Genomic DNA, 16,041 nt, shown 5'->3' on the forward strand with positions numbered 1-16,041 from the left:
ACAAAAGACAAAAAAGGAGATAAAGTTATGAGTAAAATTATTGGTATCGATTTAGGTACAACCAATTCATGTGTGGCCGTTATGGAAGGTGGAGAACCTGTAGTAATTGCTAACGCTGAAGGAAAGAGAACAACACCATCTGTAATAGCATTTGTAGAAGGTGGAGAAATTAAAGTAGGTGACCCTGCGAAACGTCAGGCGGTTACCAACCCAACCAAAACCATTGCGTCTATCAAACGTTTTATGGGAAACAAGTACACAGAAAGTGCTAAAGAAGCATCAACTGTAGCTTACAAAGTGGTGAAAGGCGATAACGACACCCCACGTGTTGATATTGACGGAAGATTATTCACACCACAAGAATTGTCAGCCATGACACTTCAAAAAATGAAGAAAACCGCCGAAGATTACCTTGGGTACACAGTTACCGAAGCGGTTATTACTGTGCCGGCTTACTTTAACGATGCACAACGTCAGGCTACGAAAGAAGCTGGTGAAATTGCCGGATTAAAAGTAATGCGTATCATCAATGAGCCAACGGCTGCTGCCTTAGCTTACGGATTAGACAAAGCGGGTAAAGACCAAAAAATTGCGGTTTACGATTTAGGTGGAGGTACTTTTGATATCTCTGTTCTTGAATTAGGAGACGGAGTTTTTGAAGTATTGTCTACCAATGGTGACACTCACTTAGGAGGTGACGATTTTGACCAAGTAATTATCGATTGGATGGCTAACGATTTCAACAGCGAAGAAGGTGTTGATTTACGTAAAGATCCAATGGCGTTACAACGTTTAAAAGAAGCTGCAGAAAAAGCAAAAATCGAGTTGTCCTCTTCTACACAAACCGAAATCAACTTGCCTTATGTTACGGCTACTGCTTCAGGACCTAAACACTTAGTGAAAACCTTGACGCGTGCTAAATTCGAGCAGTTGGCAGAAAGCTTAGTAAAACGTTCTATGGAGCCTGTGGCTAAAGCTTTAAAAGATGCCGGTTTATCGACTTCAGATATCGACGAAGTAATCTTGGTAGGAGGTTCTACAAGAATCCCGGTAATCCAAGAACAAGTTGAAAAATTCTTTGGTAAAAAACCATCAAAAGGAGTAAACCCTGATGAAGTAGTAGCGATTGGAGCTGCCATTCAAGGTGGCGTTTTAACCGGTGATGTTAAAGATGTATTGTTGTTAGACGTTACGCCTTTATCATTAGGAATTGAAACTATGGGGAATGTAATGACTAAGTTAATCGAGTCAAATACAACTATTCCAACCAAAAAATCACAAGTATTCTCAACGGCAGCTGACAATCAGCCAAGTGTTGAAATCCACGTGATTCAAGGTGAAAGAACCATGGCGGCAGATAATAAAACGATCGGTCGTTTCCACTTAGACGGTATTCCACCGGCCCCAAGAGGTGTTCCGCAAATTGAAGTGACTTTTGATATTGATGCCAATGGTATTATCAAAGTATCTGCTACAGATAAAGGAACCGGAAAATCACACGACATTCGTATCGAAGCGTCTTCAGGATTAACTCCGGAAGAAATTGAAAGAATGAAGAAAGATGCCGAAATGAATGCTGAAAGCGACAGATTGGCTAAAGAAAAAGCAGATAAATTAAATGAAGCAGATGCTATGATTTTCCAAACCGAAAGTCAATTAAAAGAGTTCGGTGATAAATTATCTGATGCTAACAAACAAGCTATTGAATCGGCTTTAACCGAATTGAAAGCAGCCTTTGAAACCAAAGAAATAGCTACCATCCAACCGGCTTTAGACAAAATCAATGAAGCTTGGAAAAATGCTTCAGAAGAAATGTACAAAGCACAGGGTGAAGGACAAACTCACGAAGCTCAGCCACAAGCAGATGCTAGCGGAGACCAAACTCAGGATGTAGATTTTGAAGAAGTAAAATAATACAAAGGATTATTAAATAAGAAGAGACCGGGTAAGCAATTATCCGGTTTTTTTATTTTAACAATCGTCGAAACGATTATTTTGTATATTGGTTACCTATTAAACTAATTACTATTGCTATGAAAAAAATGGTTCTGTTGATTTGTGTACTTCTGATGGGAGTGGGAGGATACAGCCAAAAAAAGAAGTCAGCCCGAGCTTCAGCTGGTTTAGCTAAAGTTGATAATTTGATTGCCGAAGTAAAATCGGGGAACTTTCAAGTTACCATAACCGAAAACGGAAAACCTAAAGACGCAATGGTTATCAAAGCGGCCGATGCCAAATTTTCTCCCGAAAATTGCAAACTGAGTTCTTTCACAGCCGGCGGAACCAAATTGTATTTATTGACTTGGAGTGAAAAATCAGGTGCTAAAACGGATTTAAAAACAGAAGATATCACTACTATTTATTCTGTGGTTTATGAAATTACCGCCAAGAAACAAGTGTTTTCTAATACACAAATGACCAATCACATTACTGAAAAGATATTTTTGGATAAACTGAAAAATGCTTCCGAAACCCAAGAAAAGATTAGAAGGGAAGGTTTTGAATTCAAATTAAATCCGGATGGCTCTATTACCCAAAAAGGAAAGACCCAGGAAAACAAGTTTACTTACGATGCCGCAAAAGCTGAATATGTAGCGGCCAAAAAGAAATAAAAAAAACCCCGAGTATCGGGATTCTTTGTTTAAAGTATGTTTTAGCGCTTACTCGCTGACTTTAATTTCAAAAGTTTTATTCCAGTTTTTACCAGTTACAAAAAGGGAATTGGTCTTTTTATTATAGGCAATTCCGTTTAACACTTCGGCTTCTTTATTGGTTACCTTAGCTCTTAATGCGGATAAATCCAACACGGCTTCTACAGCACCGGTTTGCGGGTTAATTACGGCAATGGCATCCTTTTGCCAAATGTTACCATAGATTTTCCCGTTGATCCATTCCAATTCGTTGATGCTTTTTATCTTGCTGTCGTTGGTATATACGTTAATAAAATCAGTCAGTTTTTGTGTTTCCGGATCCATGGTCCAGATTTTTTCTGTACCGTCAGAATGATAAATGTTTTTACCGTCATTGGTCATTCCCCAACCTTCGACTTTTTTATCAAAGGGGAAGCTCTTAATTTTCTTCAACGTATTGGCATCATACACAAAGCCTTCGCCGTTTTGCCAGGTCAATTGATAGATTTTATTGTTTATTACAGTAATCCCTTCGCCAAAATATTGTTGGTCAAGGCTAACTTTTTTATAGGCTTTACCGGTTTTGTAATCAATTTTGGCAAAATATGACTTGCCGTTCTGCCCGGTACTTTCCATCAACGTATCGCGGAAAAACTCAAAGCCTTCCGTAAAAGCGTCCACATCGTGATCATAAGTGTTCACCACCGTATATTTTAATAATTTCGGAGCAATGGCTGCCGCTACTTCTATGCGAGATTTGATGGAAACAGTATCACCATCAAAATAGACCAAGGCTTTTAAGTTTTGATACCCCAGTTTTTTGCCGTTCAAATCAAAAGCATATTTAGTATTCCCTTTGACCGAAACCAATTTGGTGTCATTGGCAAAATAGACTACACTGTCAATGGTTTTGTTTTTTCCGTTGATGAGCGACAAATCTACTTTATCTGTAGCTTTAAACAAGGGTTTGAAATTCGTCTCATCTATGCTGAAATAGTCTTCTTTTTCTTTTTGACTGTCAACACAACTGACTAAGTTGAATGCTAATAAAATGGTTACTAGCAGGTTATAATTTTTCATTCGTAAGGTTTAATTTTTCACTCACAAATATATTTATAAAGGGCTTAATTTCTTGCAAAAAAATAAAAAGATTGTATATTTGCACCGGCAAGTCCTACACGACCAGCTCCTGCAAAATCCTCCAGGATGGGAACATAGCAAAGGTATGTGGTTGAGCGGTGCGATGTAGGTCGCTTGCCATTTTTTTCAAAAATTGTCCCGAAGTTTTATCGGGATTTTTTATTTTTATACCCTATGGTTTTACAATGGCAAATAGTAACCTTCAATCTCAAAGAAACCTTTGCCATCGCTTATGGGAATTACACTCACAGAGAAGCCTTAATCGTAACGCTTGAAAAGCACGGAAAAAAGGGATTTGGTGAATGTACAGCTATCGATTATTATCATATCCATCTTGGCGATTTCGTAGCTATTTTGACTAAAGTTCAAACTCAAATTGAAAGCCAAACCATAGTTCATCCCACTAATTTCTATACTTTTTTACTGTCATTAGACTTGCCGTCTTTCCTTCGTTCTGCGCTTGATTGTGCCTATTGGGATTTGTTCGGGAAGTTAGAAGAACAAAGTTTTTTAGCTTTAAATGCAATTGATTATAAGCAGCTACCAGAATCTTCGATAACCATTAGTGTTGATACGGTTGAAAATCAGATAAAGAAAATAAATCAATCGGCGTGGAGTAAGTTTAAAGTCAAATGCAATCATTTTGAAGAAAGTGATATCACTAAGTTATTGCAATTGGATAAATCGTTGGCCTTAGATTCAAACGGAAGTTTTTCGGCAGCCGAATGTCTTTCGCTGGAGAACTATGAAATGATTTCCAAGTTCACTTATTTGGAACAACCTATGAAACCCGGTTCAGAGAATTATGCAACATTGCATTCGAATCACTACGCCAATTGGATGGCCGATGAGGATTGTCAGGATGCTACAGTTTTGAAACATTTAGTACCTCATTATAAAAGCATCAATGTCAAATTGGTCAAATGTGGTGGATTGACTCCGGCTTTAGAAATGATTGCCAAAGCCCGAAAAATGGGGTTCAAAATCATGATAGGCTGTATGACCGAATCAACTATCGGAATTTCAGCAGGTGCCGCATTAGCCCCATTATGTGATTATGCCGATTTGGACGGAGCCAATTTAATTGCCAACGATGTGGCCAACGGAAGTAAAATTGTAAACGGTACAATACAATTGAACGAAAATCCCGGATTAGGAATCAAATTAATTTAAAATAAGTCCTAAGTTTTTTACCTTTATCAAATCCTAATTCCAAAAATCCTTAATCCTAAATTTTATAATGAGCAAAGTAGTTTTAATCACAGGTGGTTCTTCGGGTATTGGGAAAGCCATTGGTGAATTTTTATTTCACAAAGGATTTACCGTTTACGGCACCAGTCGCAATCCGGATAAAGTCACGAATTCGTTATTCCCCTTAATCGCTTTAGATGTTCGAAATACGGAGAGCATACACCACGCGATTGAGCAAGTGATTTCAGTTTCTAAATGTATTGATGTGGTTATTAATAACGCGGGTGTTGGAATTACCGGACCTTTGGAAGAAATTCCAACCCAGGAAATCAAAAACAATTTTGAAACCAATTTCTTTGGTCCTATAGAAGTGATAAAAGCGGTTTTACCTCAAATGCGTGAACAAAATGCCGGATTAATCATTAATATTACTTCGATTGCAGGGTATATGGGGTTGCCGTATCGCGGGGTGTATTCGGCCTCAAAAGGCGCTTTGGAAATTGTTTCGGAAGCCATTAGCATGGAAGTGAAATCTTTTGGCATCAATGTGGTAAATGTGGCTCCGGGTGATTTTGCTACCAATATTGCTTCTGGACGTTATCATGCCCCGGTAATTCAGGGATCTGCTTATGAAAAGCCTTATGGTAACACTTTAAAACAAATGGATGACCACGTAGACAGTGGCAGCAATCCTGATGAAATGGCGATGGCTATTTACCAAATTATCAACGAAAAGAATCCGAAACTACATTATAAGGTCGGCTTATTTATGCAAAAGTTTTCTATAGTCTTGAAAAGAGTTTTGCCCGACAGAATCTACGAGAGTATGTTGATGAATCATTATAAGTTATAACCAACTTTAAATAGGTTCTCGACTTTGTTATTGAATATGAATATGTAACTTTGCATCAAATTTTGAACACAACTTTTTAATATATAACAATTACGGTATGAAATTTTTTATTGACACAGCCAACTTAAACGAAATCAAAGAAGCACAAAGTCTTGGGGTTCTTGATGGCGTTACAACTAATCCTTCGTTGATGGCTAAAGAAGGAATCACAGGAAAAAATAATATTTTAAAACATTACGTTGACATTTGCAACATTGTAGATGGGGATGTAAGTGCCGAAGTTATCGCTACTGATTACGAAGGTATGATTAGAGAAGGTGAGGAGCTTGCTGATTTGCATGAGCAGATTGTAGTGAAATTACCTATGACGAAAGACGGTGTCAGAGCTTGTAAATATTTTTCAGATAAAGGTGTTAAAACCAATGTTACTTTAGTGTTTTCAGCAGGTCAGGCTTTATTGGCTGCCAAAGCGGGAGCGACTTATGTGTCTCCTTTCTTAGGAAGATTAGATGATATTTCAACGGATGGTTTAGCCTTGATTCAGGAAATTCGTGATATCTATGACAACTATGCTTTTGAAACTGAAATTTTAGCGGCTTCTATTCGTCACACTATGCACGTGGTTAACTGTGCTAAAATTGGTGCCGATGTAATGACCGGACCGTTATCTTCAATCTTAGGATTATTAAAACATCCTTTAACGGATATCGGTTTAGCGCAATTCTTAGCCGACTATGCTAAAGGAAATCAATAGTATACTTAGTATATAGCATAAAAAAACGCTTTTCATTGAAAAGCGTTTTTTTTATATTTTAAACTCATAACTCATAACTCATAACTATTTAAGTTCATCTTCAAAATTCAACTCAAAGACATTAGTAAAAGCATTTTTAATCATCCCTTTATCTCCTAGAATAATTGTTCGGTGCACCTTGGTAATTACCCATTTGGCTTTTAAATCTTCAAAATCGCCACAGCGCAACTCCGTGATGCCGTCAAAAGTATAATTGTTCATCATCTTCTCCCAAGCTTCCTGCGAGTCATTTAGGTTGACACCAACAAACTGGTAATCGGGATGTTTTTTATGAAGGGCTAATATTTTTTTGTGTACCGCTCCAAAATGTGACATGGCATTTTCTGACCAAAAGAAAATAACTGTTTTTTGATTGGCAAAGCTTGAAGATTGAATGGTGTCACCCTCTCGATTGATTAGTGACACATCCGGTAATTTGTTGCCAACGGTAAGCAATTGTATAGCATCTCCAATTTTAAGAATCTCGTTTTTTTGACTTCTGTCGGTAGAATATTTATGATACGTTTCTAGAAAGGCTTTGTTGTTGACCATGTTCTGGTCTTCCAGTAAGTAGGTAAAGGCAATGTTGTTGAGGATGGTGTTTTTTACCTTTTCATTTTTAATCAACGTGTCAGCAATATTCAGTTTGTTGATGTTGGTTTTGAGCGCTAAATCTACTTCGGAGAAATGGTTATGGTAATTTATAGCTCCCATGTTGTTCAGCATGTGTGACAAATACATCACAAAAGGAGAGTAATAAGAAAGGGCTACGTTGTTACAGTCTACCTTTTTACGGAAGTCATAAAACCCATGCGGAATCTTTTCATAGACATCGTTTCCGGTTCTGATTTTGTGAATTAACGGGTAAACTTCTTTTCTTGAATAATAAGGAAAGTCTACAGAAGCTTTGGCATACACATCAAATTCGTCACTCCATTTGATTTCCTCTTTTTTAGTATTGTAAAACTTCTTTGCCGCTTGATAAGAGGAATCTATAGTGTGACTAAACTGATCAATGTCATAGTCAAAGGCTTCGAACAGGTTGTTTTTGTCTTTTTCATTTCGCAAATACTGCTCCATCAAAAAGTTGTTCTTCTGATCGCCACGACCACAAAACACAACGGAACCGTCAAAATCTTTAGAATTGACCCGCACCATGATGCTGTCGTTTTTATCAAAATAAACGTATTGGTATTCCGGTTCGTGTTTAAAGGTATATAAGCCCGGTGCTAGGGAGTCAAACTGAATAAAGAAACGATTGTTTTTGTCGAGTTTCAGAGTGTCAATCACTTCGTTGTCTTTGCAAAAAAGGACATAGGGGGTATTGGGATTTACCACTTCACCACCAAAATAGGCTACGTAGTCACTCCCTTTAAATTCATTTTTACACGAACAGCAAAGAGCGAGCAACGGAAAAAGAAAGCTGAAAGCTTTTATATTTTTAAGCGTAACCATGTTTTCGAAACTAGTAAACAAAAATAACGGGATGTATTGGATTTTACTGTTAATCATTAGTTAAATGTAAATCGCCGTAAATATGCTGTTTTATTGTTAATTATCCAATATTTTTTTGGCGTTGTTGAGCGTTGTTATTTATTTAAGTAAAGAACATAAAGACTATAAAAAAACTGATTACTATTTTACCGAACACTGAACACTATTCATTACTTTTGCACCAAATTTAATAAAAGACAATTCATGCTTACAGTTTCTAATTTATCGGTTCAATTTGGTAAACGAATTTTATTCGACGAAGTAAATACCACCTTCACTCAGGGCAATTGCTACGGTGTGATTGGTGCCAATGGTGCCGGAAAATCTACGTTCCTTAAAATATTAGCCGGAGACATTGACCCAACTTCAGGAAGAGTAATCCTTGAGCCCGGTAAACGTATGTCGGTATTGAACCAAAATCACAATATGTTTGATGAGCATACTGTGTTAGAAACCGTGATGATGGGGAATAAAGTGCTGTATGCTGTTAAAACAGAAATGGATGCTTTATATGCAGATTATGATGATAAAAATGCCGATCGTATAGGAGAGTTGCAGGTGCAATTTGAAGAAATGAATGGTTGGAACGCTGAGTCAGATGCCGGTGCTATGCTGTCTAACCTTGGAATTTCAGCCGATATGCATTACACTTTAATGAGTGAGATGGAAGGGAAAATGAAAGTTCGTGTGTTATTGGCACAAGCGCTTTTCGGCAACCCGGATGTATTGGTAATGGATGAGCCTACGAATGACTTGGATTTTGAAACCATCACTTGGTTAGAGAATTTCTTAGCCAATTATGATAATACGGTTATTGTAGTATCACACGACCGTCACTTTTTAGATTCGGTTTGTACACACATTTCAGATATTGATTTCGGTAAAATAAACCACTATTCAGGAAACTATACGTTTTGGTATGAGTCGAGCCAGTTAGCGGCCCGTCAAAAAGCACAACAAAATAAGAAAGCCGAAGAAAAGAAAGCCGAGTTGGAAGAATTCATTCGTCGTTTCAGTGCTAACGTGGCTAAGTCAAAACAGGCGACGTCTCGTAAAAAGATGATTGAAAAATTAAACTTAGACGAAATCAAACCGTCAAGCCGCAGATACCCTGCCATTATATTTGATGTTGAAAGAGAAGCCGGAGACCAAATCCTGCACGTGCAAAACTTAGCTGCTTCGGTTGACGGTGAAGTGTTGTTTAAGAATGTAGATTTGAATATGGCCAAAGGCGATAAAGTGGTGGTGTTTTCTAAAGATTCACGTGCTACTACTGCTTTTTATGAAATCTTAAACGGCAATATGAAAGCCGATGCCGGTACTTATGATTGGGGTATTACTACCACACAGTCATATTTGCCCAATGATAACAGCGCGTTCTTTACTGACGGCAGTTTGAATTTAGTAGACTGGTTACGCCAGTTTGTAAAAACAGAAGAAGAAAGAGACGAAGTATATGTTCGTGGTTTCCTTGGGAAAATGATTTTCTCCGGAGAAGAGGCTTTGAAAAAATGTACCGTATTGTCAGGAGGAGAAAAAGTACGTTGTATGTTATCGCGCATGATGATGATACGTGCCAACGTCTTAATGCTGGATGAACCAACGAATCACTTGGATTTGGAGTCTATTACCGCCTTCAACAACTCGTTGAAAAACTTTAAAGGATCGGTGTTGTTTACCACTCATGACCACGAGTTTGCTCAAACCGTGGCCAACCGTGTTTTGGAAATCACACCAAACGGCGTTATCGACCGTTATATGACCTTTGACGAATACTTGGATGATGAAAAGATTCAGGAAATGAGAAAGAAAATGTATAATTAAAATATAAATAAACTCCCGCTAAATAGTGGGAGTTTTTTATTTAGCCTAGGTGTGATTTTTATTTATTCTTACAAATAATATTAGCCTTAACTACCTTTAAACGTATTTCAACCTTTGGGAGCACCAGTAAATACAAGGCCTCAGAAACGTCCTGACGAGTTCATCAATTCATCAGGACGAGTTGTTCAACTCATCAGCATCAGTTTTGCAACTCATCAGGACGAATTTGATGGTTCATCAGGACTATTTTTTCAGCGGGTTGGGAGGGATGTTTTTTGTAAGAATAAAATAAGTCGTTAGGATTAATGGGTAACGGCTAACTAATTTTTGATTCCCTCAATAAAAAATACTATTTTTACAACCCAAACAACACTATCATGAGTCAAAAAGTATTGCTCACTTCCAAAGAAGTCAATATCATACTCCATCGTTTGGCTTGTCAGTTAATCGAAAACCACCTCGATTTTTCCAATTCAGTTCTTATCGGTATACAGCCTCGCGGGGTTTCTTTGGCGGTTCGCCTGAAAACTATATTGGAGGAGGAGTATAAGATTCAAAACATTCCGTTGGGATTTTTAGATATAACCTTCTTCAGAGATGACTTCCGCAGAGGGGAAACGTTGGAAGCTAATAAGACCCAAATCGATTTTTTAGTAGAAGACAAAAAAGTAGTTTTTATAGATGATGTTTTATTTACCGGAAGAAGTATTCGTGCGGCTTTGACTGCCATTCAGTCTTTCGGAAGGCCATCAGAAATAGAGCTTTTGGTTTTAATAGACAGAAGATTCAGCCGTCACCTGCCCATACAGCCCGATTATCGTGGCAGACAGGTAGATGTAATCAACGACGAGAAGGTCAAAGTATGCTGGAAAGAGAAGGAGGGGGAAGATGCTGTTTATTTGATTTAAGAATTAGGATTAAGGAATTAGGATTTAGGATTAAGGATTATAGAAGGAACACACAATACTATACAACACAACACACAACTACAATGTCCGAACTATCAGTCAACCATTTATTAGGCATCAAATACCTTCAAAAAGAAGATATTGATTTGATTTTTGAAACGGCAGATCATTTCAAAGAAGTCATCAATCGCCCGATTAAAAAAGTGCCTTCGCTGCGCGACATTACCATTGCCAACATCTTTTTTGAAAATAGCACCCGCACCAAACTTTCTTTTGAACTGGCGCAGAAAAGACTTTCGGCCGATGTGATTAGTTTTTCGGCGGCGCAATCTTCGGTTAAAAAAGGCGAAACACTAATTGATACGGTAAACAATATATTATCGATGAAAGTGGATATGGTGGTGATGCGACACGCCAATCCCGGAGCAGCTTACTTCTTATCACAAAATGTAAAGGCCAGCATCATCAATGCCGGAGACGGTGCTCATGAACACCCCACGCAAGCCTTACTGGATAGTTATTCCATACGAGAACGATTGGGAGAAGTAGCCGGAAAGAAAATTGTCATTGTGGGTGATATATTGCACTCCCGTGTGGCCTTGTCAAATATCTATGCGCTACAAATGCAAGGAGCCGAAGTGAAAGTCTGCGGTCCGAAAACATTGCTGCCCAAATACATTGAAAGTCTTGGGGTAACAGTTGAGCCTAACTTACGTAAAGCATTAGAATGGTGCGATGTAGCCAATATGCTTCGTGTGCAAAATGAACGTATGGATGTGAACTATTTTCCGTCTACCCGAGAATATGCTCAGCAGTATGGCGTAGACAAAGCCTTACTGGATTCACTCAACAAAGAGATTGTCATCATGCACCCGGGGCCGATAAACCGCGGGGTAGAAATCACTTCTGATGTGGCCGATTCCCAACAATCGGTAATTTTAGACCAAGTGGAAAACGGCGTGGCTATCCGTATGGCTGTGATTTATCTTTTGGCCTCCAAAATAAAGCAATAGTACTATGAATGTGATTATAATTGGCGCTAGTGGTATGGTTGGCGGTTTGATACTAAACAAATGCCTGGCCAGTTTTGAAGTGACGCAGGTTACCTCGATAGTCCGTAAACCCACTCAAGTTAGTCATACAAAGCTCAAGGAAATTGTCCATACTGATTTTTTAGATTTCTCTGCTATTGAGGAAGAGTTCAAGCATCAGGATGTTTGTTTTTACTGTATTGGTGTATATACCGGACAGGTTTCGAGAACTGAGTTTGCCAAAATAACGATTGACTATACCCGAGCTTTTGCCGAAATGCTACGCAAGCATAATGAGAAAACCACTTTTTGTTTCTTAAGCGGGCAAGGAGCAGACCGTACTGAAAAGAGTCGTGTACTATTTGCCAAAGACAAAGGTATAGCAGAGAATATTTTATTCAATCTGAAATTTGCCAAAATGCATACTTTTCGTCCGGGCTATATTTATCCGGTGGAGCCGCGACGTGAGCCTAACTTGACTTATAAACTGATGCGACTGTTATATAAACCGCTGTTGCGTTGGTTATTCCCGTTTGCTTGTGTTACTTCGGAACAATTGACTAGTGTTATGGTAGAAGTAGGTTTACACGGCGGACACAAAGAGCAATACGAAAATAACGATATCAGGAAAATTCAAATTATTCCATAAAAAAACCCCGAATTATCGGGGCTTTTTAATTATTCTGCTTTCAAGTTTCTAAGTTGTTTTAGTTTTTCTTTCAAGGTAACTAATTCTTCTTTTTTGAACTCGATGTTTTTCTTTACTTCTTTCACCATTGGATTATCGGCTTTTGCATTGGCAAAGAACTGAATGTTATTTTCCAACTGGAAGATTTCGCCTTGCACTTCATCAATCTTACGCATGAGGAATACTTTTTCGTTGTCCAGTTTGCGGGTATCAGAATGTGCTAAATTGTCTAATTTGTTGGCGTAACGTGCCATTTCATTATCCTTTTTGCTTGAGCTTAATTTTTCAAACAAGGCATCTAATATCTTATTGAATTTCCCTTCAATATGACGACGGGCAAAAGGTACTTTACCAAAACCTTTCCAAGTTTCGATGTGCGCTTTGATAGCATCTAAGTCGGCACGGTGTTCTCCGGTTAGTTCAAAAGTTCTCAGGGTTTCCAAGTACGCTTTTTTGTTTTCAAAAGCCGCTACTTCTTCTTCGTTAACTTCAGATTTTTGTTCTTTCAGTTTTTCGAAATACTCGTTACAAGCTGCTCTGAATTCTGTCCAAAGTTTATCCGACATTTTTCTTGGCACATGACCAATCGTTTTCCATTCTTCCTGTATTTGTTTCAGTAGAGGAGTAGTGTTGGCAAAGTCAGTACTGTCTTTTAATTCAACGGCTTTTGCAACTAAGGCTTGCTTTTTACTTAAATTATCGTTTTGGTCTTTCTTGATATCTTTATAGAATGAATTCTTTAAGATGTTGAAATTTCTAACGGCATTTTTAAAAGCGGTCCAAGTATCTTCATTTACTTCTGAAGGTACTTTACCGGTAGCGAAAAACTGATTGCGTAAAGCTTCCACTTTTTCTATTTGTCCTTGCCAAGCCGAGTGTACGTTTACCTTTTCGGTAGCTAACACTTCGATTTGAGCAATGATTTCCTTTTTCTTTTCCAGGTTGGCTTGCTCTACCTCGCGAAGTTTTTCATATAAGCCTTCACGCTTGTCGTGCATTTGTTTGGTCAGTTCACTGAACCTGTTCCAGATTTCCTCACGGTGATCTCTTGATACCGGTCCGATTTCTTCTTTCCAAATACGGTGTAAATCTTGTAATTCACGGAAAGCTTTGTTGATATCTTCCTCTTTCACTAATTCTTCAACACGCTCAATAATTTTAAGCTTTTGTACCAAATTGTGTTTGAAATCTAAGTCACGGATTTCACGGTCTAAATGAAGAATGTCATAGAAATTCTCTAAATGAAAATGGTAATTGTTCCAAACGTGATTGTAACGGTCTTTAGGAATAGGACCGGCTACTTTCCAACGGTCACGGATGTCATTAAATTTCTTTAACGTAACCGGAATGCTTTCCTGACTGTGGATAAGGTTTTTCAATTCCTCTACTATGGCTAATCTGTTTTCTAAATTCGACTTCAGACTGTTTTGTAAGCTTTGGAAATGATTATTTTTCTTTTCTCTATACTGAGTGTATAATTGATCAAATTTTACTTTTAACGGGAAATGATAATGGAAATCTTCAGTAGTATCAGGGTTTTCTGCATGAAACTCTTCTTTTTTCTCATCAATAAAATGGTAGTATTTAGATAAGAAAGCTTTCTTCAATTCTTCGACATGATCTTTTACCGACATCACTTTCTCTACCACAACTAAATCAGATAACTCATCTACCAATTGCTCCATAGACAAAGTTTCGTAATCCAGCATTGGAATATCGTGACGATCTTTTAACGATTCATCTTCGCTTTCTTCGGCATTAACTTCTTCGATTGCGCTAATGGCGGCTTGGTTATCGTTGTCGGCTACAACTTCAATTGGAGTTGCTGTTTCGGCAATGGCTTCTTCCACAAGAGCTTCTTTCTCTGCAGCTACTTCGATTTCATCTTCTGTAAGTGATTCAGTTAAGGCTGCGACTTCAGCAATAGGTTCTTCAACCACTTCTTCCGTTGGGGTTTCTACTGCTGCTTCATCAATAGCTTCTGCTACTGGCTCTTCAGCCGGAGTTTCTACAACTTCTTCAACAATAGTGGCTGTTACTGTTTCTTCAACAGACTCGATTTCGGCTACGGCTTCCGCTTGGGGTTCCGTTGCTGTTTCTTGATTTTCAGTTGTTGTCACTTCCTGTGATTCACTGACTACGTTTCCATCTGCGTCTTGCAGGTTATCATTCTTTTCTTCTAACATTATATAAAATGTTTTAAGGGTTACACAATATGAGGGCGAAAGATAATAAAGTAGGACTAAAATTCAAAGGAAATCGTTGTTTTCTGTACTACCTCGACATCAATTTCGATTAAAAACAAAAAACGCTATTGAATTCCAACAGCGTTTCTTTGTGAATTAGTACTATTAAACTTAATTAACTAAAACCTTCTTGGTCACGGTTTCGTTATTACCGGATAGTTTTAGGAAATAAAAGCCATTTGGTAAGTTTGTAATAGTATAAGTATTGTTTTGGAATACAGGATTGTCAATGTGTTGAATTATTTGACCGTTGATGGTGATTAATTCAATTTTGTCTAAAGCTGTTTCGCTGCTGATGTTGATAGTACCATTGGTAGCAGGGTTCGGATAAATTTTAACTGAAGCAATTGAACTGAAGCTTTGGTTGTCTAAAGCCGTACAAGCCGCGCCCCAAATTTGACACACATATTCCGGATGATCTATAAACGGATTTCTGTTGCTTTGACGGGTGTAAATGGCATTATTTCGGGCTATTTCTTTAGCACTTACCGGGTCTTGGTTGTTCCAAGTTAATAAGATGTTTAAAAAGGTATTGGAAAAACTGTGGTCACTGGTTCCGTCAAACATAGCTTTAACAGTTGATGAGGAGGAATAAAAAGCAACTAATTGGTCTTCGTATCTTGTCACAAAATAAAACAATAAACGGGCAATATCGCCTTTATATTGGTCAACCGGTTCAAAAACAACTGAACTATAACCGGCAGAATATCCTGAATTTAAATTATTTCCTAATTTAGAACCGTTGGTAGAGGTCCAAGTAGGGTTTGGCACTACACCGTATGGGAAATCATCTCTTTTTGCGTTAACAATCTTGTCTGCCGGTAAAACAAAATGAGCATCAGAATACATTGGTTGAACCCCATTTCCAAAATAACTTTGTGGTATAGTATGTTCTCTGTTAAATAGCTCACATTCGCCACTAGGGTTAGTACCATTGTCTTGATTTCCTCCATTAGCTACTGTACCAAAATTGAAAGGACAATCGGAATACATATCCCAAACGGTACCGTCAGTTCTGACATCTGAAGTTTGATATGTAGTATACAAACCGCTATACCCTCTGTCGATATAATTGTTGCTGATGATTGCTGCTAATTGTGTTTTTAAGGTATATCCTGTTCCTGTAGCCGAATTGTAGTATCCGGTAGGAATAGAGTTGGTTACATTGGTGTTTTTTGAAGTTTCTTGTGCCACAGTAAGCACAGTATAACTTAAGAATAAATAGGTTAAGATTTTTTTCATT

13 protein-coding genes and 1 other RNA gene are annotated in these 16,041 nt (G+C 38.0%); 10 read left to right on the plus strand and 4 right to left on the minus strand.

Annotated elements, in window-relative coordinates:
• The first annotated feature begins 27 nt into the window (after positions 1 to 27).
• Positions 28 to 1,914, plus strand: coding sequence for a molecular chaperone DnaK (gene dnaK / locus GUU89_RS11895; protein ID WP_162128124.1), 1,887 nt, complete (start codon positions 28 to 30; stop codon positions 1,912 to 1,914).
• Positions 1,915 to 2,033: 119 nt separating this feature from the next.
• Positions 2,034 to 2,612: a hypothetical protein gene (locus GUU89_RS11900; protein ID WP_162128125.1), complete on the plus strand. Its 579-nt coding sequence runs from the start codon at positions 2,034 to 2,036 to the stop codon at positions 2,610 to 2,612.
• 48 nt (positions 2,613 to 2,660) lie between these two features.
• On the opposite strand, the gene GUU89_RS11905 is transcribed toward GUU89_RS11900, so the two are convergent.
• A complete protein-coding gene (locus GUU89_RS11905; protein WP_162128126.1) occupies positions 2,661 to 3,710 on the minus strand; it encodes a glutaminyl-peptide cyclotransferase in 1,050 nt (349 codons plus the stop codon).
• 85 nt (positions 3,711 to 3,795) lie between these two features.
• Here GUU89_RS11905 and ffs point away from each other — a divergent pair.
• The 4 genes from ffs to fsa all read left to right on the plus strand — a co-directional run bounded on the left by ffs (position 3,796) and on the right by fsa (position 6,568).
• Positions 3,796 to 3,893: signal recognition particle sRNA small type (gene ffs / locus GUU89_RS11910), an RNA gene on the plus strand.
• A 51-nt stretch (positions 3,894 to 3,944) separates the two neighbouring features.
• Positions 3,945 to 4,943: an enolase C-terminal domain-like protein gene (locus GUU89_RS11915; protein ID WP_162128127.1), complete on the plus strand. Its 999-nt coding sequence runs from the start codon at positions 3,945 to 3,947 to the stop codon at positions 4,941 to 4,943.
• Between the two features lie 67 nt (positions 4,944 to 5,010).
• Positions 5,011 to 5,814, plus strand: coding sequence for an SDR family oxidoreductase (locus GUU89_RS11920; protein WP_162128128.1), 804 nt, complete (start codon positions 5,011 to 5,013; stop codon positions 5,812 to 5,814).
• A 97-nt stretch (positions 5,815 to 5,911) separates the two neighbouring features.
• Entirely contained in the window at positions 5,912 to 6,568 is a 657-nt protein-coding gene (gene fsa, locus GUU89_RS11925) for a fructose-6-phosphate aldolase (RefSeq protein ID WP_162128129.1), read from the plus strand.
• Between the two features lie 84 nt (positions 6,569 to 6,652).
• On the opposite strand, the gene GUU89_RS11930 is transcribed toward fsa, so the two are convergent.
• Positions 6,653 to 8,119, minus strand: coding sequence for a TlpA family protein disulfide reductase (locus GUU89_RS11930; RefSeq protein ID WP_162128130.1), 1,467 nt, complete (start codon positions 8,117 to 8,119; stop codon positions 6,653 to 6,655).
• 186 nt (positions 8,120 to 8,305) lie between these two features.
• Between GUU89_RS11930 and GUU89_RS11935 the strand changes: the two genes are divergently transcribed.
• The 4 genes from GUU89_RS11935 to GUU89_RS11950 all read left to right on the plus strand — a co-directional run bounded on the left by GUU89_RS11935 (position 8,306) and on the right by GUU89_RS11950 (position 12,513).
• Positions 8,306 to 9,925 carry an ABC-F family ATP-binding cassette domain-containing protein gene (locus GUU89_RS11935; RefSeq protein ID WP_162128131.1) on the plus strand — a complete coding sequence of 540 codons (1,620 nt, stop codon included), beginning with the start codon at positions 8,306 to 8,308 and terminating at the stop codon, positions 9,923 to 9,925.
• A 377-nt stretch (positions 9,926 to 10,302) separates the two neighbouring features.
• Complete coding sequence (pyrR, locus tag GUU89_RS11940) at positions 10,303 to 10,833, plus strand: bifunctional pyr operon transcriptional regulator/uracil phosphoribosyltransferase PyrR (protein ID WP_162128132.1); 531 nt, start codon at positions 10,303 to 10,305, stop codon at positions 10,831 to 10,833.
• 83 nt (positions 10,834 to 10,916) lie between these two features.
• Entirely contained in the window at positions 10,917 to 11,846 is a 930-nt protein-coding gene (locus GUU89_RS11945) for an aspartate carbamoyltransferase catalytic subunit (protein ID WP_162128133.1), read from the plus strand.
• A gap of 4 nt (positions 11,847 to 11,850) precedes the next feature.
• Complete coding sequence (locus tag GUU89_RS11950) at positions 11,851 to 12,513, plus strand: NAD(P)H-binding protein (protein WP_162128134.1); 663 nt, start codon at positions 11,851 to 11,853, stop codon at positions 12,511 to 12,513.
• 29 nt (positions 12,514 to 12,542) lie between these two features.
• On the opposite strand, the gene GUU89_RS11955 is transcribed toward GUU89_RS11950, so the two are convergent.
• Positions 12,543 to 14,738 carry a DUF349 domain-containing protein gene (locus GUU89_RS11955; RefSeq protein WP_162128135.1) on the minus strand — a complete coding sequence of 732 codons (2,196 nt, stop codon included), beginning with the start codon at positions 14,736 to 14,738 and terminating at the stop codon, positions 12,543 to 12,545.
• A gap of 171 nt (positions 14,739 to 14,909) precedes the next feature.
• Positions 14,910 to 16,040 (minus strand): endonuclease, encoded by a 1,131-nt coding sequence (locus GUU89_RS11960; protein ID WP_162128136.1) that lies wholly within the window; start codon positions 16,038 to 16,040, stop codon positions 14,910 to 14,912.
• Position 16,041: the final 1 nt, after the last annotated feature.

Source organism: Flavobacterium phycosphaerae (assembly GCF_010119235.1).
GTDB lineage: Bacteria > Bacteroidota > Bacteroidia > Flavobacteriales > Flavobacteriaceae > Flavobacterium > Flavobacterium phycosphaerae.

Coding starts and splice junctions, on each gene's coding strand:
- GUU89_RS11920 (WP_162128128.1), top strand. CDS start 5,011: ATGAGCAAAGTAGTTTTAATCACAGGTGGTTCTTCGGGTATTGGGAAA.
- dnaK (WP_162128124.1), top strand. CDS start 28: ATGAGTAAAATTATTGGTATCGATTTAGGTACAACCAATTCATGTGTG.
- GUU89_RS11935 (WP_162128131.1), top strand. CDS start 8,306: ATGCTTACAGTTTCTAATTTATCGGTTCAATTTGGTAAACGAATTTTA.
- GUU89_RS11900 (WP_162128125.1), top strand. CDS start 2,034: ATGAAAAAAATGGTTCTGTTGATTTGTGTACTTCTGATGGGAGTGGGA.
- GUU89_RS11955 (WP_162128135.1), bottom strand. CDS start 14,738: ATGTTAGAAGAAAAGAATGATAACCTGCAAGACGCAGATGGAAACGTA.
- pyrR (WP_162128132.1), top strand. CDS start 10,303: ATGAGTCAAAAAGTATTGCTCACTTCCAAAGAAGTCAATATCATACTC.
- GUU89_RS11915 (WP_162128127.1), top strand. CDS start 3,945: ATGGTTTTACAATGGCAAATAGTAACCTTCAATCTCAAAGAAACCTTT.
- GUU89_RS11950 (WP_162128134.1), top strand. CDS start 11,851: ATGAATGTGATTATAATTGGCGCTAGTGGTATGGTTGGCGGTTTGATA.
- GUU89_RS11945 (WP_162128133.1), top strand. CDS start 10,917: ATGTCCGAACTATCAGTCAACCATTTATTAGGCATCAAATACCTTCAA.
- GUU89_RS11905 (WP_162128126.1), bottom strand. CDS start 3,710: ATGAAAAATTATAACCTGCTAGTAACCATTTTATTAGCATTCAACTTA.
- fsa (WP_162128129.1), top strand. CDS start 5,912: ATGAAATTTTTTATTGACACAGCCAACTTAAACGAAATCAAAGAAGCA.
- GUU89_RS11930 (WP_162128130.1), bottom strand. CDS start 8,119: ATGATTAACAGTAAAATCCAATACATCCCGTTATTTTTGTTTACTAGT.
- GUU89_RS11960 (WP_162128136.1), bottom strand. CDS start 16,040: ATGAAAAAAATCTTAACCTATTTATTCTTAAGTTATACTGTGCTTACT.